The organism is Methylobacterium sp. TK26 (assembly GCF_055361565.1).
Genome location: NZ_CM143965.1, coordinates 3,566,817 through 3,588,582 on the forward strand (window position 1 = coordinate 3,566,817; position 21,766 = coordinate 3,588,582).

The following is a 21,766-nucleotide window of genomic DNA, read 5'->3' on the forward strand; positions in this document are numbered from 1 at the left end:
CGCACGTCGTCCTCCCACCCATCCGCAGAGCCTTCGACACTGGTGGGCGTGAGGTAAACGATCCGTTAGCGCGGCTCGGTCAGGGGCACGACCGTGGGCTTCAGGGCCGCCACGAGGTCGCCCTCCCGCAGGCGGATCTGCAAGCCCCGGCCGCCGCCGTTGATGTGGATGGCGGCCTCGGGATCGGTCAGGGCGTGGGCGTCGACGGCGGTCGGGAAAGGGCGCTTCTGCCCCAGCGGGCTGATGCCGCCGACATGGTAACCCGTCAGCCGCTCGGCGTCGGCGGGCTTCATCATCGCGGCGGATTTGCCCCCGAAGGCGGCGGCGACGCGCTTCATCGCGGCCTCCCGGTCGGAGGCGACGAGCAGGCACACGGTGCGCCCATCGACACTGGCCATCAGCGTCTTCAGCACGCGGGAGGGCGGCACGCCGAGGGCCTCGGCGGCCTGCAGGCCGATGCGCGGGGCGTCCGGGTCGTAATCGTAGGCATGGAGGGTGAAGCGGATGCCGGCTTTGTCGAGGGCCTGCGTCGCGCGGGTCGTCTTCGGGGCCATACGGGCTCAGGCTCCCACATGCCGGGCGATCAGCCGGCCGAGTTCGGCATGGGCGGCGTCGCAGGTGGCGGCCGGCGCGGTCGCTTCGGTCAGGTAGCTCGTGGCGATCAGCGGCGGATGGCCCGGCGGGCGGAGGATCGCCACCACGTTGAAGGTGCCGTTGTCGCCGCTGCCGGTCTTGTCGCCCACGATCCAGTTCGGCGGCAAGCCCGCCCGCAGGCGCTTGAAGCCGGTCTGTGCGCCCACCATCCAGCTTTCCAGCTGCGTCCGCGCTTCCGGTGAAAGAACCCCGCCGAGGAGGATCTTCGCGAGGGTCTCGCGCATCGCGGCAGGGGAGGTGGTGTCCCGTGGGTCTTCGGGAAGGGCGGTGTTGAGGGTCGGTTCGTCCCGGTCGAGGCGGGTGATCGTGTCGCCCGTGCCCCGCACCCATCGGGTGAGCGCGGCAGGCCCGCCGAGCCGGGCGAGTTGTAGGTTCGCGGCGGTGTTGTCGCTCCATACGAGGGAGGCCGCGCAGGCTTCCGAGAGCGTCATCCGCCCGCCCCGCTCGGTGAAGACCTTGCGGGAGACGGGGGCGTAGCTCAGCAGGTCGGATTCGCGAACGGTCAGTTCCCGGTCGAGCGGTTCGCCGCTGGCCAACACCGCCGCCGTCGCCAGGACCTTGAAGGTGCTGCACAGGGGAAAGCGCTCGTCGGCGCGCCAGGACAGGGGAGCGAGTCCCTCCCCCGCGACGCTGACGCCCAGGCGGCCTCCGGTCCCGGCTTCGATGGCGCGCAGGCGATCCTCCGCGAAGGCGGGCAGGACAGCGGCCAGAAGGCCCGTGCAGGCGGCGCGGCGGGTGATGAGGCCCATGGGAATCATCTCTCCGGGAAGGATCGGGCGCAGCGGTGGTCCCGGTTTGCGGCTGTTCCGTGGCACCGACCATGATAGGGAGCCGGCGAGGACGCGGCGGAGAATCGACCCGGATGGCAGAGACGCTTTTCGCCCCGGCGAGCGGGTTCGGCCGCGCGGCGGTGGCGGTCTTGCGCATCAGCGGGCCTCAGGCGGGCTCGACGCTCGATGCCCTCTGCGGGCCGCGCCCCGCGCCGCGCCGGCTGTCCCTGCGCACCTTGCGCGATCCGGAGGACGGCACGGTGCTCGACCGCGCCCTCATCGCCTTCTTTCCCGGCCCCGAGACCTATAGCGGAGAGGACATGGCCGAGCTTCACCTGCATGGCGGGCTCGCCGTGCGGGCGCGGGTGCTCGCCGCCCTGTCGCGCGCCCCCGGCTGCCGGGCGGCGGGACCGGGCGAGTTCACCCGCCGGGCGGTGCTCAACGGCCGCATGGACCTCGCCGAGGCCGAGGGCGTCGCGGATCTGATCGATGCCGAAACCGAGGGGCAGCGGCGGCAGGCGCTGCGGCAGCTCGACGGCGTACTCAGCCGGCAGGTCGCAGCGTGGCGGGACGAGGCGATCGATCTGCTCGCGGGGGCGGAGGCCGCCCTGGATTTCTCCGACGAGGGCGACGTGGACGAGGCTGGTCTGGATGCCGCTCTGATCGGCCGTGCCATGGCTCTGCGGGATGCCATCGCGGCTTCCCTGGCGGATGGGCGGCGCGGGGAGCGTCTGCGCGATGGGTTCTGGGTGGTGCTGGCGGGTGAGCCCAATGCCGGCAAGTCGACCCTGCTCAACGCCCTCGCGCGGCGAGACGCGGCCATCGTGTCGGAAATTCCCGGCACGACGCGGGACGCCATCGAGGTGCGGCTCGATCTCGACGGGTTGCCGGTCGTGCTGGTCGATACGGCGGGCCTGCGCGAGACGGAGGAAGCGGTGGAGGCGGAAGGCATCCGCCGCAGCCGCACGCGGATCGCGCAGGCCGATCTCGTCCTCGCCCTCGTGCCGCCGGGCGGCGTCGTGCCCGATCTCGGCGGGGCTTCGGCCCTCGTGGTGCACACCAAGGCCGATCTGCCGGACGCCGCGCCGGCCAGTCTCGCGGTCTCGGCCCATACGGGGGAGGGGATGCCGGCGCTCCTCGGCGCCCTGCGGGATCGCGCCGAGGCGGGGATGGGCGAGGGCGATGCCCTCATCACCCGCGCCCGCCACCGGGAGGCCCTGGAACGCTGCCTCGGCCATCTTAACCGGCTCTGCGCGGGGATGGGGGGCGGATTGCCGGAACTGGCGGCGGAGGATCTGCGCCTCGCCGTGCGGGCCCTCGGCGAGGTCGGCGGCCATGTCGGCGTCGAGGATGTGCTGGACCGATTGTTTGCCGGCTTCTGTATCGGCAAATGACGCGGGTCAGGTGTCAAGGGCGAGGAGCGCGAAGCTCGCCAGCCAATGCTCGCCCATGTAATCGCCCGCGAGATGGGGCATCGCGATCTCGATATGCCGATCGGCGGCTTCCCGCATCGGAGGCAGGCGGGGATCGCCCGGCGGCAGGGCGTCGGCGAGGGCGCGCAGGCACCATGCCCGGCTGAGATTCAGCCCGTCGAGATGGGCGATCTTGCCGTCGCTGCGGTCGGTGGCGATGGCCGGCATGAACAGGGTCGCGGGGTGGCCCTCAGACAGGCGCGGCAGGAACCGGTCGAACCACGCCGCGAAGGCGTCCGCCGGGAGCAGCCGGCGCAGGGCCTCCGCCTCGATCAGGGTGGAGGACAGGAAGTCGTCGCCGCCGGGCTCCCCCCAGGCGGGGCAATCGACGTCCTCGCCGTACCATGCCAGCGCTGTCTTCCGCAGCAGCGCGAAGAGGTCGGCGTCGGCATAGTCGGCGACAAGGCGCAGGGCGAAAGCGGTGTTGAAATGCGTGCCCACGCGGACGGGGTAGGGGGCGATGGGCAGGAAGGCCGCGAAGCGCCGGGCGATCCGCTCCGCGAGGGGGGCCAGGGCCTCACCCCAGCGGGACGCATCGGCCTCGCGCAATTCCGCCGCGAGTTTCAGGAGCCATGCCCAGCCATAGGGACGCTCGAAACCCCGGGCGCTAGGGGCGTCGAAGGTCGAACATTCGCCGGCTATCTTTACCGGAACGAGCTGCCGGTCGAACAGGGCGCGGATGTCTCCCGCTTGGTCGAGATCGGGATAAAGCCGCAGCAGGCGGGCGAGCAGCCAGTAGCCGTGGACGCAGGAATGCCAGTCGAAGCTGCCGTGAAACACAGGGTGCATCGCGACGGGCGGGCGCACGTCCTCCGGCCCGCCGAAGACGAGGCCGGTCTTGTGGGGATACTCGCGGGTGACGTGCCCCAGGGCGATGGACGCGAAGCGCTCCGCGATCTCCCGCGTCAGGCGATGGCCCATCCCTACTCCCTCAGCTGCGCAGGCCCGGCGCCTCCCGGCCGGTGCTGGCGACGTACTCGGTGTAGCCGCCGCCATATTGGTGGGCGCCGTCGGGGGTGATTTCCAGCACCCGGTTCGACAGGGCGGCGAGGAAGTGCCGGTCGTGCGAGACGAACAGCATCGTCCCCTCGAAGGCGGCGAGCGCCTCCACCAGCATCTCCTTGGTGCCGATATCGAGATGGTTCGTCGGCTCATCGAGCACGAGGAAGTTCGGCGGATCGTAGAGCATCAGCGCGAGCACCAGCCTCGCCTTCTCGCCGCCGGAGAGCACCCGGCAGCGCTTCTCGATGTCGTCGCCCGAGAAGCCGAAGCAGCCGGCGAGCGTGCGCAGCGACCCCTGGCCCGCCTGCGGGAAGGCCTCCTCCAGGGTCTCGAACACGGTGCGCTCGCCGTCGAGCACGTCCATGGCGTGCTGGGCGAAGTAGCCGAGCTTCACGCTGCCGCCGACCGTGACCGTGCCGGCATCCGGCGTCGTGGTGCCGGTGACGAGCTTGAGCAGCGTTGACTTGCCGGCGCCGTTCACGCCCATCACGCACCAGCGCTCCTTGCGGCGGATGGAGAAGTCGAGCCCGTCGTAGATGGCGCGGCTGCCGTAGCGCTTCCCCACGTTCTTCAGCATCACCACGTCGTCGCCGGAGCGGGGCGGCGCCTGGAACTCGAAGGCCACGGATTGGCGGCGGCGGGGCGGCTCGACGCGCTCGATCTTGTCGAGCTTCTTTACCCGGCTCTGCACCTGCGCGGCGTGCGAGGCGCGGGCCTTGAACCGCTCGATGAACTGGATCTCCTTGGCGAGCATCGCCTGCTGGCGCTCGTATTGCGCCTGCCGCTGTGCCTCGTTCTGCAAGCGCTGCTGCGCGTAGAAGGCGTAATCGCCCGAGTAGGTGGTGAGGGTGCCGCCGTCGATCTCGATGATCTTGTTGACGATGCGGTTCATGAACTCCCTGTCGTGGGAGGTCATCAGCAGGGCGCCGTCGTAGCCGCGCAGGAAGTTTTCGAGCCAGATCAGGCTCTCGATGTCGAGGTGGTTCGAGGGCTCGTCGAGGAGCATCGCGTCGGGGCGCATGAGCAGGATGCGGGCGAGCGCCACGCGCATCTTCCAGCCGCCGGAGAGGGCGCCGACATCGCCCTCCATCATCTCCTGGCTGAAGCCGAGACCGTCGAGGGTTTCCCGCGCCCGGCCTTCCAGGGCGTAGCCATCGAGCTCCTCGAACCGGGCCTGCACCTCGCCGTAGCGCTCGATCAGCGCCTCCATCTCGTCGGCGCGATCGGGGTCGGCCAGCGCCGCGCCGAGTTCGGCGAGTTCGGTGGCGATGGCGCTCACCGGCCCGGCCCCGTCCATCGTCTCCGCGACGACGCTGCGGCCCGTCATCTCGCCGACATCCTGGCTGAAATAGCCGATCGTCACCCCGCGCTCGGATTGGACCTGCCCCTCGTCGGGCTGCTCCTCGCCGGTGATCATGCGGAACAGGGTGGTCTTGCCGGCGCCGTTCGGGCCGACGAGCCCGACCTTCTCGCCCCGCTGCAAGGCGGCGCTGGCCTCAATGAAGACCAGCTGTTTGCCGTTCTGCTTTGTTATGCGGTCAAGGCGTATCATGGGTCGGGGTCGAGTCTCGGAAGAGGGGCCCGAGGCGATTACGGCATGGGCCGCGCCCACGCAAAGCATGGCAGCGCAGCGCCGCACCCGGGAAACGGCGACGGTGTCGCGAGTTGCCAAACGCAACATGAGGACGACGATGCTGTTCGGCTGGTGGAAGATGGGCATGGACATGTCCATGCTCGCGATGGAAGCGCAGGGGGTGATCCTTCAGCGCATGACGATGCTGTCGATGGGCGGCCCCGCCGCGCAGGTCGAGGCGCAGCGCATGGTGACGGAGAAGGTCTACGCGGCCGGCGAGGCGATGATGATGATGGCCTCCGGCGCGTCGAACCAGAAGGTGATTCACAGCTACCGCCGGAAGGTGCAGGCGAACGCGAAGCGGCTCAGCCGGCGTACCTAAGGCTTACGCCCCCTCCCCGCAGAGGGGAGGGAGCGCAGACGCTCAATTGTTGGCGGTGCGGAACGTGTCGCAGGACTTGGTCTGGCCGCTCTTGTAGCCGGCCGAGAACCAGCGCTGGCGCTGGGCCGAGGAGCCGTGTGTGAAGGAATCCGGCACCACGTAGCCGCGCGAGCGCTGCTGCAGCGCGTCATCGCCGATCTGCGCGGCGGCGTTCAGGGCCTCGTCGATGTCGCCCTGCTCCAATTCGGCGTATTTGTCGTTCGAGTTCTTCGCCCAGACGCCCGCGAGGCAATCGGCCATCAGCTCGATGCGGACCGAGAGGGCGTTCGACTCGCTCTTGCTCGACGCCTGCTGCTGGCGGGCCTGCACCTTGCCGAGGATGCCGAGCACGTCCTGCACGTGGTGGCCGACCTCGTGGGCGATGACGTAGGCGTAGGCGAAATCACCCTTCACGCCGAACTTCGTCGACATCTCCTTGAAGAAGCCGGTGTCGAGGTAAACCTTCTTGTCGAGGGGGCAGTAGAACGGCCCCATCGCCGCCTGCGCCGAGCCGCAGCCCGAGCGGGTGCCGCCCGTGTAGAGCACCAGCGTCGTCGGGGTGTATTGCTTGCCGGTCTGCTGCGGCAGGATCGTGTTCCACACGTCCTCGGTGTTGCCGAGGATCTTGGAGGCGAAGCGCCCGCTCTCGTCGGTCGGGGCCTGGCGCCGCTTGGCCTGGGTCTGCGGGTCCGCCTGCTCCTGGCGCTGGCCGCCGCCACCCCGGGTGATCGACTCGGCGCCGCCCATCAAAATCGCCGGGTTGATGCCCGTGAAGTAGCTGATGATGAGCACCACCACGATGGCACCGATGCCGAGCCCGCCGGCGCCGCCGCCGGGGAAGCCCATGCCGCCGCCACCGCCGCCGCCTTCACCACGCCGGTCCTCGACGTTGTCGGAGCTCCGTAGATCTTCCCAGCGCATGATCCCGCCATCCGTGCCGCACCGGCCGCATCCGGCTTGGTCTAATGGCGGGAGGGGAGACCCGGTTCCGCCCGCACCGTCAAGCTTTCCCGTCGAGGGCCGCCCGCACGGCGCGGAAATCCCGCCACGCGAGGCGCTTCTGCAGGGGCTGGCGCAGGAGGAAGGCCGGGTGCAGCGTCGCGAGGAGCTTCGCCTCGCGGGAGGGCAGGGCGTAGGGGAAGACCCGCCCGCGGGTCTTCAGGATGCCGTCCTTAGTGCCGGTGAGCGTCTGCGTCGCCGGGGCGCCGAGGCAAACGATCAGCTCGGGATCGACCAGTTCGATCTGCCGCTCCACGAAGGGCTTGCAGGTCGCGACCTCCTGCGGGGTCGGGTTGCGGTTGCCCGGCGGGCGCCACGGCACGACATTGGCGATGTAGGCCGAACTCCGGTCGAGGCCGATCGCCGCCATCATCTTGTCGAGGAGCTGGCCCGAGCGGCCCATGAACGGCTTGCCGATCCGGTCCTCGTCGGCGCCCGGCGCCTCGCCCAGAAACATCACCCGCGCCTGCGGGTTGCCGTCCCCGAACACGAGGTTCTTGGCGGTGAAGCGCAGGGGGCAGGCGTCGAACTCGGTGAGGATCGCCTCCAGTTCCTCCAGGCTCGCGGCGTTGCGGGCCCGGGCGCGGGCATCGCCCGCCGCCGCCTCGGGCTCGGCGGAGGCGGCGCGGCCGAAGGTGGCGCGGGGCGCGGGGCGCGGCGCCTCCTGCGGGGGAGGGGAGGGGGCCGGAGCGGGCGCCGCCGCCCGGCGCGGCGCGGGCCGGGCGCGGACGGGCTCCGGCGCGTCGGCTTCGGTGAAGCGGTCGTGCGGCGTTTCGTCGAGCGCGACATCGACCCCGGCCTCCGTCTGGAAGTCGAGGATGGCGATGAGGTCGGCCTGCGCGTCGGCGGGGTTCGGCATCGTCTCTAAGTGGGGGCGGCCGGGCCTGTGGACAACGTTCCGGCCATGGCCTCGGCGCGGTGCTGCCTTAAGTGCGCTTGCGTTTCTAGCTTGGAATCGGTTCAGACGGCAGACAAAGCTGACAGAAGAAGATCAGGAGTGGTGAGGATGGCGCTGCCCGAACGGGAGAGCATGGATTTCGACGTGGTGGTGGTCGGTGCCGGGCCTGCGGGTCTTTCGGCCGCCATCCGCCTGAAGCAGCGCGCCGCCGAGATCGGTGAGGAGATCAGCGTCGTCGTGGTGGAGAAGGGCTCCGAGGTCGGCGCCCACATCCTGTCCGGCGCGGTGATCGACCCGATCGGCCTCGATGCCCTGCTCCCCGAGTGGCGCACGGACCCCGAGCGCCCGCTCAAGACCGCCGTCGAGCGGGACGAGTTCATGATGCTCACCAAGAACAGCGGCATCACCCTGCCGAACCTGTTCTTCCCCAAGCTGATGTCGAACCACGGGAATTTCGTCGGTTCGCTGTCGAACGTGTGCAAGTACCTGGGCGCCCAGGCGGAGGCGCTCGGCGTCGAGATCTATCCCGGCTTCCCGGCCTCCGAGGTACTTTTCGACGAGGCCGGCGCGGTGGTCGGCATCGCCACGGGCGACCTCGGCATCGGCAAGGCGGGCGAGCCGCGCGACGATTACACCCGCGGCATGGAGCTGCGCGGCAAGTACACGGTGTTCGGCGAAGGCGCGCGGGGCAACCTCACCAAGGCGCTCATCGCCCGCTACGGACTGAACGCCCACAGCGACCACTTCAAGTACGGGCTCGGGGTGAAGGAGCTGTGGCAGCTGGCGCCCGGCAAGTTCGAGCCCGGCCTCGTCCAGCACACGATGGGCTGGCCCCTGCCGAACAAGGCCGGCGGCGGAAGCTGGCTCTACCATTTCGACGACCACCTGCTCTCGGTGGGGTTCGTCACGCACCTGAACTACGAGAACCCGACCCTGTCGCCGTTCGAGGAGTTCCAGCGCTTCAAGACTCACCCGATGATCGCGGAGACCTTCGAGGGCGCCAAGCGCATCGGCTACGGTGCCCGGGCGATCATGGAGGGCGGCTGGCAATCGGTGCCGAAGCTCGTCTTCCCCGGCGGCTGCCTCGTCGGCTGCTCGGCGGGCTTCGTGAACGTGCCGCGGATCAAGGGCTCGCACAACGCGGTGCTCTCCGGGATGCAGGCGGCCGACGCCATCGCCGACGCCCTCAAGACCGGTCGCCAGGGCGACGAGCTGACCGCCTACGACCGGGGCTGGCGCGATAGCCCCATCGGGCAGGACCTGAAGCCGGTGCGCAACGTGAAGCCGCTCTGGTCCAAGTACGGCACGCTGGTCGGCATCGGGCTGGGCGGCATCGACATGTGGGCGACGAGCATCCTCGGCACCTCGCCCTTCGGCACGCTCTCCCACGGCAAGCCGGACCATGCCTGCCTCAAGCCTCTCTCGGAGGTGACGCCGATCACCTACCCGAAGCCGGACGGCAAGCTGACCTTCGACCGGCTCTCCTCGGTGTACCTGTCGAACACCAACCACGAGGAGGACCAGCCGCCCCACCTCAAGGTCCGGGACATGGAGTTGCAGAAGCGATCCGAGCACGACGTGTTCGGCGGCCCGTCCAACCGCTACTGCCCGGCCGGCGTCTACGAGTGGGTGGAGGATGCCTCCGCCTCGGACGGGGTGCGCTACCAGATCAACGCGCAGAACTGCGTCCACTGCAAGACTTGCGATATCAAGGACCCGAACCAGAACATCGACTGGGTGACGCCGGAGGGGCCGGGCGGGCCGAACTACCCGAACATGTGAGGCGATCCCTCGAATGCGACGGATTCGGTGCGCGCGATCTTCACGTCTCGCACCGATCCTCGCGGGCACGAGGTGACGATGTCCGATGCCCTGACGATCGCGACCGGCGGGATGAATACGGCGAGCCAACGGCTCGACGCCGTGGCCGGTCGCGTCGCTGCGCTGGGAACCGGATCGGTGCCGGACGAGGGCGGCGGCACGCTGCCGCCGGCCGCGACCCTCGACCTCTCGGCGACGGCCCTGAACCTGATCGAGGCCAGGACGAGCTTCGCCCTGAACGCCGCCGTGGCGCGCACCGCCGACACGATGACCAAACGGACCCTCGACATCCTGGCCTGACGGACCCGTGAGCCCCGCGCCATCCTTTCGCCTTGCGGCGGTGGCGGGATGAGTCCAGTCTCCCGGCGCTTTTCGCCCGGGCGATGTGCCCCGCATGTTTTCAGGCGTCGGCCCTTTCCAGGCCCGGCGTCTCAGGAGCCGGAACGGTTCATGACCCATCTTCGCGCCCGCCGCACCGTCTCGGCGCTCGCCCTCCTGCTGGCCACCGGCTTGCCGCACGGCGCGAACGCCGCCCAGCCGAAGGAGACCGCCTCGGTCCCGTCGGGCGATTACGAGCCGGCGGAATCCCTCGAAGGCAACTTCCTCTCCGCCTACATCGCGGGCGCGGCCCGCGACACGACGGCGGCGGCCACCTTCTACCGCGAGGCCGTCCGTGCCGACCCGCGCAACGCCGAGCTGGTGGAGCGGGCCTTCATCTCCCTGCTCGCCGACGGCGCCCTGCCGGATGCCTTCCGCACGGCGGAGAAGCTCGTCGCCCGCGACCCGACCAACGGGCTCGCGAACCTCTCCCTCGGCGTCCGCCAGATCAAGGCGAGCCAATGGGCCGCCGCCCGCCAGAACTTCTCGCGCAGCGGCCGGGGCGCGGCCACCGACCTCACCGCCACCCTGCTGACCGCGTGGTCCTATGCCGGTGCGGGCGACAGCAAGCGGGCCCTCGACACCGTCGCCAAGCTCCGGGGCGAGCGCTACTACAACACGTTCCGCGACTATCACGCGGGCCTGATCGCCGCCGTGACCGGCGACGACAAGGAGGCCGAGGCGCGCCTCAAGGCCGCCTATGACGGCGACCGCAACACCCTGCGCATCGTGGACGCCTATGCCCGGCAGGAGGCCAGCATGGGCCACACCGACGTGGCGATCCAGGCCTATACCGATTTCGACCGGCTCTCGCCCCGCCACCCGCTGGTGCGCGACGCCCTCGACAAGCTGAAGGCCGGCAAGCCGCTGGGCAAGCTCGTCACCACCGCTCAGGATGGCGCCGCCGAGGTGCTCTACGGCCTCGGCTCGGCCGGCTCGACCCAGGGCGACGAGTTGCCCGCCGTGATCTACCTGCGGCTCGCCCTCTACCTGTCGCCGGACCACGCGCTGGCCCGCCTGACGCTCGCCGACACCCTCGACCGGATGAAGCAGCCCGAGCGCGCGAACGAGGCCTATGCGCAGATCCCGGCGGCCTCGCCCCTGAAGCTCAATTCCGACATCCAGATCGGCCTCAACCTGGAGCAGATGGGCAAGAGCGACGAGGCGGTGGCGCAGCTCGCCGCCGCGATGAAGGCCCATCCCGACGACATCGACGTCATCACCGCGCTCGGCAACGTGCAGCGGGCGCGCAAGCAATACGACGAGGCCGCCGCCAGCTACACCCGCGCCATCGACCTGATCGGCGACCGGCCGCTCTCGAACTACTGGACGACCTTCTACTTCCGCGGCGTCGCCTACGAGCGCGCCAAGCAATGGCCCAAGGCCGAGGCCGACCTGAAGAAGGCGCTCTCCCTGGTGCCGGACAGCCAGCCCGCCGCCAAGGCGCAGGTGCTGAACTACCTGGGCTATTCCTGGGTCGACCAGAACATGAACATCGACGAGGCGTTCAAGCTGCTGCAGCAGGCCGCCGATTCCGCCCCCCGGGACGGCATGATCGTCGACAGCCTGGGCTGGGCCTATTTCCGCCTCGGCCGCTGGGACGACGCGGTGCGCGAACTGGAGAAGGCCGTCGAGTTGAAGCCCGGCGACCCGACCATCAACGACCACCTCGGCGATGCCTATTGGCGCGCCGGCCGCCGCCTCGAGGGCAAGTTCCAGTGGCAGCACGCCAAGGACCTGAACCCCGAGCCGGACGATCTCGCCAAGATCAACGACAAGCTGAAGGACGGCCTGCCGGAGACGGGCAAGCCCACCGCCACCGCCGAGAACCCGCCGGCCCCCGTGGCGGCGCCGCATTCGCCCGACAATCCGGAATTGCCGAAGGGCGCCCCCCAGCCCCACGAGGCGCCGGGCTCGGCCGACAAGCCGAAGAAGACGGGCGGCTGATCCCCTCGCCGCCGCCTCCCCGCGCGGGGAGGCGGCGGGACATGCGGGGACAAGTCCTTTTTGTCCACCGCTTGAGAAAAATCGGCGCGCATTTCCCGGCGCTTCGGTCCACATTACCGGCCACGATCGCACCCTGCCGCCCCATGCGCGGCAAACCCCGCGCGGGCCTGTCCGCCGGGGACCACCGTGCGGCTGACAGGGAGGGAACGCCATGCCGTCCGATATCGAGATCGCCCGCGCGGCGACCCTGAGGCCGATCGCCCAGGTCGCCGAGAAGCTCGGCATCCCGGACGAGGCCCTGCACAATTACGGCAAGCACATCGCCAAGCTCGACCACGGCTTCATCCAGTCCCTCGAAGGGCGGCCGGAGGGCAAGCTGGTCCTCGTCACCGCCATTTCCCCGACCCCGGCCGGCGAGGGCAAGACCACCACGACGGTGGGCCTCGGCGACGCCCTGAACCGGATCGGCGAGAAGACGATGATCTGCCTGCGCGAGCCGTCGCTGGGGCCGTGCTTCGGCATGAAGGGCGGCGCGGCCGGCGGCGGCAAGGCGCAGGTCGTGCCGATGGAGCAGATCAACCTGCACTTCACCGGCGATTTCCACGCCATCACCTCGGCGCACAGCCTCGCGGCGGCACTGATCGACAACCACGTCTACTGGGCGAACGAGCTCAACATCGACGTGCGCCGCATCTTCTGGCGCCGGGTCGTCGACATGAACGACCGGGCGCTGCGGTCCATCACCCAGTCGCTGGGCGGCGTCGCCAACGGCTTCCCCCGCGAGGACGGGTTCGACATCACCGTCGCCTCCGAGGTGATGGCGGTGTTCTGCCTCGCCAAGAACCTCGAGGACCTGGAAGAGCGCCTGGGCCGGATCGTGATCGCCGAGACCCGCGACCGCAAGCTCGTGACCCTCAAGGACGTGAAGGCCACGGGCGCCATGACGGTGCTCCTGAAGGACGCGCTGCAGCCGAACCTCGTGCAGACGCTGGAGGGCAACCCGGCGCTCATCCACGGCGGCCCCTTCGCCAACATCGCCCACGGCTGCAACTCGGTGATCGCCACCCGCGCCGGCCTGCGGCTCGCCGACTACACGGTGACGGAGGCCGGCTTCGGCGCCGACCTCGGGGCGGAGAAGTTCCTCGACATCAAGTGCCGGCAGGCGGGCATCAGCCCCTCGGCGGTGGTGATCGTGGCGACCGTCCGCGCCCTCAAGATGCATGGCGGCGTGAACAAGAAGGACCTCGGCTCCGAGAACGTGGACGCCCTGGAGAAGGGCTTCGCCAACCTCGCCCGCCACGTCACCAACGTGCGCAATTTCGGCCTGCCGGTGGTGGTGGCGGTGAATCACTTCTACGCCGACACCGATGCCGAGCACGCCAAGCTCAAGGCGCTGTGCAGCGAGAAGCTCGGCGTCGAGGCCATCACCTGCAAGCACTGGGCGGATGGCGGCGCGGGCGCCGAGGAACTGGCCCGCGCGGTGGTGAAGCTCTCGGAGGGCGGCGCGCAAGCCATCCGCTACACCTACGAGACCGAGACGAAGCTCACCGACAAGATCCGCGCCATCGCGACGAAGCTCTACGGCGCGGGGGACGTGCAGATCGAATCGAAGGCCGCGCAGAAGCTCGCCGGCTTCGAGAAGGAGGGCTACGGCAGCCTGCCGATCTGCATGGCCAAGACGCAGTACTCGTTCTCGACCGACCCGACGCTGATGGGCGCCCCCGAGGGCCATGTGGTGGCGGTGCGCGACGTCCGCCTGTCGGCGGGCGCGGGCTTCATCGTGGCGATCTGCGGTGAGATCATGACCATGCCGGGCCTGCCCAAGGTCCCAGCGGCCGACACGATCCGCCTCGACGCCGAGGGCCAGATCGACGGGCTCTTCTAGGGCCTCAAGGCTCCCAGGGATTGACGAGGGGCACCCCCGTCGCCGCGAAGTCGGCGACGTTCCGGGTGATCACCGTCAGTCCGTGGACGAGGGCGGTGGCGGCGATCAGCCCTTCCCGAAAGGGGATCGGGTCGGGGATGTGCAGGCGCGCGCTGGCGCGGGCGACCAGCCCATCGACCGCGAGGCAGCGCCCCGCGAAGGTCGGCAGCACATGCCCGTCGAGCCATGTCCGCAGGAGCGCGCCCTGTACCGGGTCTCGCCGCTCCAGAAGGCCGACACCGACCTCCAGTTCTTGGACGGTGATCACGGAGAGGAACAGGCTCGACGGCGAGACCGTGCGAGACCATGCGGCGACATTCGGATGCGCCTTGCCCGTCCGAACCTTCCGCAGTTCCGAGACGACATTGGTGTCGAGGAGGACCATCAGGAGAAGTCGGCCCCGCCGGCCAGGTCCCGTGAGCGGGGAAAGACGATCTCGACATCTTCGACCCCTGCGGGCCAACCGAGGGCGTCCGCGACGTCCTGGCCCTGTCCCGTCAGGCGCCGATACTCCTCGATGCTCAGCAGGACGTGCGCGGGGCGCCCGCGATCGGTGATGAAGACCGGTCCCTCGGCGGCGGCCTTCTTCGCCCGCCCGGTATCCTGGTTGAATTCGCGGCTGGACAGGATGGTGCTCGGCATGGCCGCGCTCCCCGCAGATCAGCATGTGTAGGAACGTTACTACCTCTGCCGGGGCGGAGACAAGAGCCGCATCGTGACCCGACCCCGCCCCCCGGCTAGGGTTGACGGGCCGCGCGTGCGCTGTGAAACGTCATAGGCACTGACCTATCGCCCGTTCGGGGAGCGGCCGCGCCGTGACACCGATAGCCCCGCGCGAGGAGCATTCCGTCTCGAAATCCGTCGTCGGCACCGTGCGGCACGAGCCCGCCGGCGACGACCTGATCGAGCTCCTGTTCTTCGCCTATCGCGACTTCGTCGGCGATCCCGACCGGATCCTCACGGCCTACGGCTTCGGGCGCGCGCATCACCGGGTGCTCCACTTCGTGGACCGCTATCCCGGCCTGACCATCGCCGAACTCCTCGACATCCTGCGCATCACCAAGCAAAGCCTCAACCGGGTGCTGAAGGACCTGATCGGGCAGGGCTACGTCGTCCAGCGCCCCGGCGAGACCGACCGGCGCCAGCGGCTCCTCACCTGCACCGAATCGGGGGCGGCGCTCGCTGCCGACCTCACCCGCGTCCAGGCCCGGCGGCTGGCGCGGGCCCTCGCCTCGCCGGACGCGACCGCCTCACCGGAGGATTTCCTGATGGCGATGATCGAGCCGGAGGACAGGCCGGCGGTGCGCCGCCTGATGGCCCGCAGGACCGTGCGCGGCGGAGGGGGGGCCTGATGTCGTCCCCCGCCCGTCTCGACCCGGCCGACCTGCCCGACGAGGCCCCCCACATCCTCGTGGTGGACGACGACCGACGCCTGCGCGAACTGCTCGCCCGCTATCTCGCGGATCAGGGCTTCCGGGTGACGGCGGCGGCGAGCGCCGAGGAGGCGCGGGCGCGCGCCCAGGCCCTGGTCTTCGACGCCATGGTGCTCGACGTGATGATGCCCGGCGAGAACGGATTCGATTACGCCCGCAGCGTCCGCGAGACCTCGAAGGTGCCGATCCTGATGCTCACCGCCCGCTCGAACCCGAACGACCGGGTGATGGGGCTGGAGATCGGCGCCGACGACTACCTGCCCAAGCCCTTCGACCCGCGCGAGCTGACGCTTCGGCTCAACAACATCATCAACCGGGGGCCCGTCCGCCCGCGCGACGCGGATGCGGCGCCGGTCTCCTTCGGCCCCTTCGTGTTCCGCCCCGACAAGGGCGAGTTGCGCCGCGACGGCGAGACCCTGCGCATCACCGAGCGGGAACGCGAGATCCTGGCGGTCCTCGCCCACGCCGCCGGGGCGGGCGTCGAGCGCGAGCATCTGGCCGGGGCCGGCGGCGCGGCGGCCGAGCGGGCGATCGACGTACAGATCAACCGCCTGCGCCGGAAGATCGAGGTGGACCCGGCCAACCCCTCCTTCCTGCAGACGGTGCGCGGCGTCGGCTACCGCCTCGTCATCGATTGAGCCGCCGCCCGAAGATGGCGGTGCCGACCCGGACATGGGTGGCGCCCACCTGGATCGCCGCCGGGTAATCGCCGCTCATGCCCATGGACAGGATCGGCAGGTCGCGCTCGCGGGCGAGCTTCGCCAGCAGGGCGAAATGCGCCGAGGGCGGATCCTCCACGGGGGGGATGCACATCAGGCCCTGGATCGCGAGCCCGTGGGTGTCCCGGCACCCGGTGAGCAGCGTGTCGAGCTGATCGACGGGGATGCCGGACTTCTGCGCCTCGTCGCCGGTGTTCACCTGGATGAGCAGCTTCGGCGTACGCCCCTGGCGGGCGATCTCCTTGGCGAGGGCGGCGGCCAGCGAGAGCCGGTCGAGGGAATGGATCACGTCGAACAGGGCCACCGCCTCGCGCGCCTTGTTCGATTGCAGCGGCCCGACGAGGTGCAGCTCCACGTCCGGGAAGCGCTCCTTCAGCGCCGGCCATTTCGCGGCCGATTCCTGCACGTAGTTCTCGCCGAACAGGCGCTGCCCGGCTTCCAGCGCGGGCAGGATGCCCTCCGCCGGCACCGTCTTCGAGATGGCGATGAGATGGACGTCGGCCGGGTCGCGGTCGCTGTCGCGGGCCGCGCGGGCGACGCCCTCGCGCACCTCCGCGAGGCCGGCGGCGACGTCGGCCTCGCCCACCGGGGGCATGTGGCCGGTCTCGGCGCGGGCGGGCGGTCCGGGCAGGGGGGCGGGCATGGAAGGCTCCTCGGTCTCGCCGATGGGGGCAAGCACGGACGCAGCCGCCATGCAAGGGCCGTTGACCCGTCGCCTCCCGGATATGCTACTGCGCCGCAAGACGCCCGTTCCCGCGACAAACCCTGCCCGATGACCGACGCACCCGCTCCGATCGAACGCTACAACGCCAAGGATGCCGAGCCGCGCTGGCAGGCGGCGTGGTCGCAAGCCAAGATCTTCGAGACGGACAACGGGGACCAGCGCCAGAAATACTACGTGCTGGAGATGTTCCCCTACCCGTCCGGGCGCATCCACATGGGCCACGTCCGCAACTACGCGATGGGCGACGTGGTGGCCCGCTACAAGCGCGCCAAGGGCTTCAACGTGCTGCACCCGATGGGCTGGGACGCCTTCGGCCTGCCGGCCGAGAACGCCGCCATGGAACGCAAGGTCAACCCGCGCACCTGGACCTACGAGAACATCGCCACCATGCGCGGGCAGTTGCAGTCGATGGGGCTGTCCCTCGACTGGAGCCGGGAGATCGCCACCTGCGACCCCGATTATTACAAGCACCAGCAGCGCATGTTCCTCGACTTCCTGGAGAAGGGGCTCGTCGCGCGCCGCACGGCGAAGGTGAACTGGGACCCCGTGGACCACACCGTGCTCGCCAACGAGCAGGTGATCGACGGGCGCGGCTGGCGCTCGGGCGCCCTGGTGGAGCAGCGGGAGCTGACCCAATGGTTCTTCCGCATCACCCATTTCGCGGAGGACCTCCTCACCGCCCTCGACGGCCTCGACCGCTGGCCGGAGAAGGTCCGGCTGATGCAGAAGAACTGGATCGGCCGCTCCGAGGGGCTGGAGGTCCGCTTCGGCCTGACGCAGAGCGTTGCCGGCTACGGAGATAGCGTCACCGTCTACACGACGCGGCCCGACACGCTGTTCGGCGCGAAGTTCCTGGCGATCGCCGCCGACCATCCGATCGCGGCCTCCCTGGCGGAGGGCAACCCGGCGCTGCAGGGCTTCATTGCCGAATGCCAGCGCATCGGCACGGCGCAGGCGGCCATCGACACGGCGGAAAAGCTCGGCTTCGACACCGGCCTGCGGGTCCGCCACCCCCTGGACCCGTCCTGGGACCTGCCGGTCTATGTCGCGAACTTCGTGCTGATGGAGTACGGCACCGGCGCCGTGTTCGGCTGCCCGGCGCATGACCAGCGCGACCTCGACTTCGCCAACAAGTACGGGCTCGGCAACACGCCGGTCGTCTGCCCCGAGGGCCAGGACCCGGAGAGCTTCGTCATCACCGGCACCGCCTATGACGGCGACGGGCGGATGATCCATTCGCGCTTCCTCGACGGCATGACCACGGACGAGGCCTTCGCGGCGGTGGCGAACCGTCTGGAGGGGGAGGGGGTCGCGACCCGCAAGGTGCAGTTCCGCCTGCGCGACTGGGGCGTCTCGCGCCAGCGCTACTGGGGCTGCCCGATCCCGATCATCCATTGCGACTCGTGTGGCCCGGTGCCGGTGCCGGTTTCGGACCTGCCGGTGAAGCTGCCGGAGGAGGTCTCCTTCGACCAGCCGGGCAACCCGCTGGAGCGGGACGCGGCATGGCGGCAGGTGCCCTGTCCGCAATGCGGCGGCGCCGCCCGGCGCGAGACGGACACGATGGACACCTTCGTGGACTCGTCGTGGTACTTCGCCCGCTTCACCGCGCCGTGGCTGAAGGACCAACCCACCGACGCCGGGACGGTGAACCGCTGGCTGCCGGTGGACCAGTATATCGGCGGCATCGAGCACGCGATCCTGCACCTGCTCTACGCCCGCTTCTTCACGCGGGCGATGCGCGAGACCGGATGGTCCGGCGTGTCCGAGCCCTTCGCCGGCCTGTTCACGCAGGGCATGGTCGTCCACGAGACCTACAAGGACGCGGCCGGCGCCTGGGTGCCCCCGGCCGACATCCGCCTCGCCAGCGAGGGTGGGGAGCGGCAGGCGTTTCACGTGAAAACTAACGGCCCGGTAACCATCGGGCCCATCGAGAAGATGTCGAAGTCCAAGAAGAACGTCGTGGACCCGGACGACATCATCGCGAGCTACGGCGCCGACACCGCCCGCTGGTTCATGCTCTCGGATTCACCGCCGGAGCGCGACGTGATCTGGACGGAAGAGGGCGTGCAGGGCGCCGCCCGCTTCGTCCAACGGGTGTGGCGCCTCGTGAACACCGCCTGTGCAGCCTCGGGCGACGGCACGTCCGATCTGGCGCTCCGCAAGGCGGCCCACCGGGCGCTGGCCTCCGTGGGCGAGGATGTGGAGCGCCTGCGCTTCAACCGCTGCGTCGCGCATATCTACACCCTGGCCAACGCCCTCGACGAAGGCTTGCGGGGGGCCGCGTCCCAGGCTGCTGCAAAGGAGGCCGCGAGCATCCTCGTGCAGCTCATCGCGCCGATGATGCCCCACCTCGCGGAGGAGTGCTGGACGGCGCTGGGCCGGGACGGTCTCGTGGCGGCAGCGCCCTGGCCGGAGGCCGAGGCCGGTCTGCTGGTCGAGGACGAGATCACCCTGCCGGTGCAGATCAACGGCAAGAAGCGGGCGGACGTCACCGTCCCGCGCGATGCCGACGCCAAGGCCGTCGAGGCGGCGACGCTGGCCCTCGACGCCGTCCAGAAGGTCCTGGAGGGCAAGGCCCCGCGCAAGGTGATCGTCGTGCCGGGGCGGATCGTGAATCTGGTGGTGTGAGGCTCGGCTCGTTCCACACCAACCCCTCATCCGTCGAGGCGGCTTCGCCGCACCTCGGGATGAGGTGCGCGAGGGGGAGACGCGTTCGGCCGGTATCAACGCCCTCTTAAGATGAGCGTGGGTAATTTGCACACGGACCCGCTGCCGGGCGTGCCGGCGTTTCCGTGCCGAGTTTGAACCCCGTGACGAGCATCTCCAGTACGAGTCAGGCCTATACGGCCCTGGCGACGAGTCAAACCCATTCGGGCAAGAACCGGATGGCCGACGCCATCCAGAAGCAGGAGGCGAGCGGTGCCCTCAGCAGCACCGACGCCGACGCGCTGACGAGCGCGCTGTCCTCGATCGATTCGAGCCTGTCGAGCTCGTCCTCGTCGAGCACGTCCACCAGCCGCCTCGATCCATCCTCCATGAAGGAACGGGTCGACAGCCTCATCTCCGATCAGGTGAGCAGCGGCACCCTGACCAGCGATCAGGCGAGCGAGCTGAAGAACCTCTTCGCCAGCCACGGGAAGAGCGTCACCGGCAGCAGCAGCGACTCGGGCAGCGACACCGACGGCCCGCAGGGTCCGCGCCCGCCCGGCCCGCCCCCCGGTGCGGATGCCAGTTCGGCGTCGTCGTCGTCGTCCGGCAGCACGTCGAGCACGAGCGATCTCCTGAGCGCGTTCATGCAGCAGCTTCAGGCGGCGCAATCGAGCGGCTCGGGCTACGCGGCGAGCGGGCAGAGCAGCACCGCGCAATCCTCCTCGGCCCTGCTGTTCGACTTCCAGAGCTGAGACGCGGGTCCTTTCGGCTCCTCTCTTGCACTCCCCCTTCGGCGGGCGCATCGCAGGCCCGTCGGAGAGGGAGTGAGGATCAGGATGGAAGGTCAGCCGAAAGTCGCGTTCATCGGCACGGGTGGGACGATCTCGTCGCTCGGACGCGATTCGCTCGATATCCTCGATTACACCGCCACCGACCGGCGGCTCGATGCCGGGGGCATCGTCGCGGCGGTGCCGGAGCTGGCGCGGGTCGCGGAGATCGTGTCGGTGCCGTTCCGGGCGGTGACGAGCCCGGCCATCGGCTTCGCGGAATGGCGCGATCTCGTCCTGCTCTGCGAGCGCGTCGCGGGCGAGCATCCCGACCTCGCCGGCATCGTCATCGGCCACGGCACGGCGACGCTGGAAGAGACGGCCTATGCCCTGAGCCTCACGCTCACGGTCGACCTGCCGGTGGTGCTCGTCGGCTCGCAGCGGCCCATGAGCGCCCTGTCCACCGATGCCGGCCTCAACCTCGTGGCGGCCGTGCGGACCGCTGCTTCGCCAGCCTCGCGCGGGCGCGGGGTGCTGGTCGTCCTGAACGACGAGATCCAGGCGGCGCGGGAGGTCACCAAGACCTCCGTCACCCGGCTGCAGACCTTCCGCACGCCGGATTTCGGGGTGCTCGGCCATGTCGATGGCGACAGCGTGCGCTACTACCGCCGCACCGAGCGGGCGCACGCCCCCGGCACGCCCTTCGACATCCGCGCGCTGCCGGCCCTGCCGCGCGTGGACATCGCCTACGCCTATGCCGATGCGGACGGGACGGCGGTGCGCGCCTTCCGCGCGGCGGGGGCGCGGGGGCTCGTGGCGGCGGGTCTCGCCCCCGGCATGGTGCCCCCCGCCGAGGCCGACGCCCTCGAAGAGGCGGCAGGGGCGGGGCTGATCGTGGTGATGTCGACGCGGGCGGGCAGCGGCATCGTCCCCCTGAGCACGCGGCTGCGGGAGCGCGGCATCCTCACCGCCGACAACCTCACGCCGCAGAAGGCGCGCATCCTGTTGTCCCTGGCGCTCACCGTGACGCAGGATCGGGCGAGCGTCGCCGATTTCTTCGCCACCTACTGAAGGCCCTCCATGCCGCTGCCGCCCATCGATGCCGCACGCTCGCTCCTCGTCCTCGTCGACATCCAGACCCGTCTGGTGCCGGCCATCGCGGAGGCCGAGGCGATGGTCGCCAACGCGCGGCGCCTGAAGGACGCGGCGGGGCTCCTCGGCGTGCCGGTGCTGCTCACCGAGCAGAACCCCGACGCCCTGGGCGCCACGGTGCGGGAACTGTCCGGCGGCGAGACCATCGCCAAGATGGAGTTCGACGTGACCCGCAAGGAGGGCTTCCTCGCCCATGTCCCGGACGGGACGGAGGTGATCCTCGCCGGCTGCGAGGCGCATATCTGCGTGCTGCAGACGGCGCTCGGCCTGATGGCGGCGGGGCATCCGGTGCGGATCGTGCGCGACGCGGTGGGCTCCCGGCGCAACGAGAACCGCGAGGCGGCGCTCGCCCGCCTCGCGGCCCATGGCGCGGACATCGTCACCACCGAGATGGTGGTGTTCGAATGGATCGGCACGGCCGCCCATCCCCGCTTCCGCGAGGTGGTGCGGCTCATCAAGTAGC

General features: G+C 70.1%; 21 protein-coding genes. 12 read left to right on the plus strand and 9 right to left on the minus strand.

Translation table 11 applies throughout. The features are described from left to right. Positions 1–65: 65 nt before the first annotated feature. Both ybaK and bla read right to left on the minus strand, forming a co-directional pair. On the minus strand, positions 66–554 hold the full coding sequence (gene ybaK, locus ACXJ1Y_RS17340) for a Cys-tRNA(Pro) deacylase (protein WP_463847401.1): 489 nt from the start codon (positions 552–554) through the stop codon (positions 66–68). 6 nt (positions 555–560) lie between these two features. After that, positions 561–1,403: a class A beta-lactamase gene (bla, locus tag ACXJ1Y_RS17345; protein ID WP_463847402.1), complete on the minus strand. Its 843-nt coding sequence runs from the start codon at positions 1,401–1,403 to the stop codon at positions 561–563. A 113-nt stretch (positions 1,404–1,516) separates the two neighbouring features. Here bla and mnmE point away from each other — a divergent pair, with 113 nt between their 5' ends. Next, positions 1,517–2,818: a tRNA uridine-5-carboxymethylaminomethyl(34) synthesis GTPase MnmE gene (gene mnmE, locus ACXJ1Y_RS17350; RefSeq protein WP_463847403.1), complete on the plus strand. Its 1,302-nt coding sequence runs from the start codon at positions 1,517–1,519 to the stop codon at positions 2,816–2,818. 6 nt (positions 2,819–2,824) lie between these two features. Here the strand turns inward: mnmE and ACXJ1Y_RS17355 are convergent, their stop codons facing one another. Beyond that, positions 2,825–3,817, minus strand: a complete 993-nt coding sequence (locus ACXJ1Y_RS17355; RefSeq protein WP_463847404.1) for a DUF2891 domain-containing protein — start codon at positions 3,815–3,817, stop codon at positions 2,825–2,827. Positions 3,818–3,827: 10 nt separating this feature from the next. Further along, complete coding sequence (locus ACXJ1Y_RS17360) at positions 3,828–5,450, minus strand: ABC-F family ATP-binding cassette domain-containing protein (RefSeq protein WP_463847405.1); 1,623 nt, start codon at positions 5,448–5,450, stop codon at positions 3,828–3,830. Positions 5,451–5,589: 139 nt separating this feature from the next. Here ACXJ1Y_RS17360 and ACXJ1Y_RS17365 point away from each other — a divergent pair, with 139 nt between their 5' ends. After that, positions 5,590–5,853 (plus strand): hypothetical protein, encoded by a 264-nt coding sequence (locus ACXJ1Y_RS17365; RefSeq protein WP_463850147.1) that lies wholly within the window; start codon positions 5,590–5,592, stop codon positions 5,851–5,853. A 42-nt stretch (positions 5,854–5,895) separates the two neighbouring features. On the opposite strand, the gene ypfJ is transcribed toward ACXJ1Y_RS17365, so the two are convergent. After that, positions 5,896–6,813 (minus strand): KPN_02809 family neutral zinc metallopeptidase, encoded by a 918-nt coding sequence (ypfJ, locus tag ACXJ1Y_RS17370; protein ID WP_463847406.1) that lies wholly within the window; start codon positions 6,811–6,813, stop codon positions 5,896–5,898. Between the two features lie 79 nt (positions 6,814–6,892). Then, on the minus strand, positions 6,893–7,750 hold the full coding sequence (locus tag ACXJ1Y_RS17375) for a uracil-DNA glycosylase (RefSeq protein WP_463847407.1): 858 nt from the start codon (positions 7,748–7,750) through the stop codon (positions 6,893–6,895). Between the two features lie 147 nt (positions 7,751–7,897). Between ACXJ1Y_RS17375 and ACXJ1Y_RS17380 the strand changes: the two genes are divergently transcribed. The 4 genes from ACXJ1Y_RS17380 to ACXJ1Y_RS17395 all read left to right on the plus strand — a co-directional run bounded on the left by ACXJ1Y_RS17380 (position 7,898) and on the right by ACXJ1Y_RS17395 (position 13,820). Then, positions 7,898–9,571, plus strand: coding sequence for an electron transfer flavoprotein-ubiquinone oxidoreductase (locus tag ACXJ1Y_RS17380; protein ID WP_463847408.1), 1,674 nt, complete (start codon positions 7,898–7,900; stop codon positions 9,569–9,571). Positions 9,572–9,649: 78 nt separating this feature from the next. Further along, complete coding sequence (locus tag ACXJ1Y_RS17385; RefSeq protein ID WP_463847409.1) at positions 9,650–9,910, plus strand: flagellar protein; 261 nt, start codon at positions 9,650–9,652, stop codon at positions 9,908–9,910. A 150-nt stretch (positions 9,911–10,060) separates the two neighbouring features. Then, positions 10,061–11,935, plus strand: coding sequence for a tetratricopeptide repeat protein (locus ACXJ1Y_RS17390; protein WP_463847410.1), 1,875 nt, complete (start codon positions 10,061–10,063; stop codon positions 11,933–11,935). A gap of 211 nt (positions 11,936–12,146) precedes the next feature. Continuing rightward, positions 12,147–13,820 carry a formate--tetrahydrofolate ligase gene (locus ACXJ1Y_RS17395; RefSeq protein ID WP_463847411.1) on the plus strand — a complete coding sequence of 558 codons (1,674 nt, stop codon included), beginning with the start codon at positions 12,147–12,149 and terminating at the stop codon, positions 13,818–13,820. 4 nt (positions 13,821–13,824) lie between these two features. Here ACXJ1Y_RS17395 and ACXJ1Y_RS17400 read toward each other — a convergent pair whose 3' ends face one another. Both ACXJ1Y_RS17400 and ACXJ1Y_RS17405 read right to left on the minus strand, forming a co-directional pair. Then, positions 13,825–14,244 (minus strand): type II toxin-antitoxin system VapC family toxin, encoded by a 420-nt coding sequence (locus ACXJ1Y_RS17400; RefSeq protein ID WP_463847412.1) that lies wholly within the window; start codon positions 14,242–14,244, stop codon positions 13,825–13,827. Next, positions 14,244–14,501, minus strand: a complete 258-nt coding sequence (locus ACXJ1Y_RS17405; RefSeq protein ID WP_463847413.1) for a type II toxin-antitoxin system Phd/YefM family antitoxin — start codon at positions 14,499–14,501, stop codon at positions 14,244–14,246. Before ACXJ1Y_RS17405 ends, ACXJ1Y_RS17400 begins: the two co-directional genes overlap by 1 nt. Positions 14,502–14,731: 230 nt before the next feature. Between ACXJ1Y_RS17405 and ACXJ1Y_RS17410 the strand changes: the two genes are divergently transcribed. Together ACXJ1Y_RS17410 and ACXJ1Y_RS17415 are read left to right on the plus strand one after the other, a co-directional pair. After that, positions 14,732–15,211: a MarR family winged helix-turn-helix transcriptional regulator gene (locus ACXJ1Y_RS17410; RefSeq protein WP_342162848.1), complete on the plus strand. Its 480-nt coding sequence runs from the start codon at positions 14,732–14,734 to the stop codon at positions 15,209–15,211. Next, complete coding sequence (locus ACXJ1Y_RS17415) at positions 15,211–15,930, plus strand: response regulator (protein ID WP_463847414.1); 720 nt, start codon at positions 15,211–15,213, stop codon at positions 15,928–15,930. Before ACXJ1Y_RS17410 ends, ACXJ1Y_RS17415 begins: the two co-directional genes overlap by 1 nt. Here ACXJ1Y_RS17415 and ACXJ1Y_RS17420 read toward each other — a convergent pair. Then, positions 15,920–16,654 carry a YggS family pyridoxal phosphate-dependent enzyme gene (locus ACXJ1Y_RS17420; protein WP_463847415.1) on the minus strand — a complete coding sequence of 245 codons (735 nt, stop codon included), beginning with the start codon at positions 16,652–16,654 and terminating at the stop codon, positions 15,920–15,922. The genes ACXJ1Y_RS17415 and ACXJ1Y_RS17420 overlap by 11 nt on opposite strands. 129 nt (positions 16,655–16,783) lie before the next feature. Here ACXJ1Y_RS17420 and leuS point away from each other — a divergent pair, with 129 nt between their 5' ends. The 4 genes from leuS to ACXJ1Y_RS17440 all read left to right on the plus strand — a co-directional run bounded on the left by leuS (position 16,784) and on the right by ACXJ1Y_RS17440 (position 21,765). Continuing rightward, on the plus strand, positions 16,784–19,363 hold the full coding sequence (gene leuS / locus ACXJ1Y_RS17425) for a leucine--tRNA ligase (protein ID WP_463847416.1): 2,580 nt from the start codon (positions 16,784–16,786) through the stop codon (positions 19,361–19,363). Positions 19,364–19,545: 182 nt separating this feature from the next. Beyond that, positions 19,546–20,136: a hypothetical protein gene (locus tag ACXJ1Y_RS17430; protein WP_463847417.1), complete on the plus strand. Its 591-nt coding sequence runs from the start codon at positions 19,546–19,548 to the stop codon at positions 20,134–20,136. An 84-nt stretch (positions 20,137–20,220) separates the two neighbouring features. Continuing rightward, positions 20,221–21,222 (plus strand): asparaginase, encoded by a 1,002-nt coding sequence (locus tag ACXJ1Y_RS17435; protein ID WP_463847418.1) that lies wholly within the window; start codon positions 20,221–20,223, stop codon positions 21,220–21,222. Positions 21,223–21,231: 9 nt separating this feature from the next. Then, positions 21,232–21,765: an isochorismatase family protein gene (locus ACXJ1Y_RS17440; RefSeq protein ID WP_463847419.1), complete on the plus strand. Its 534-nt coding sequence runs from the start codon at positions 21,232–21,234 to the stop codon at positions 21,763–21,765. The last annotated feature ends 1 nt before the right edge of the window (position 21,766 follow it).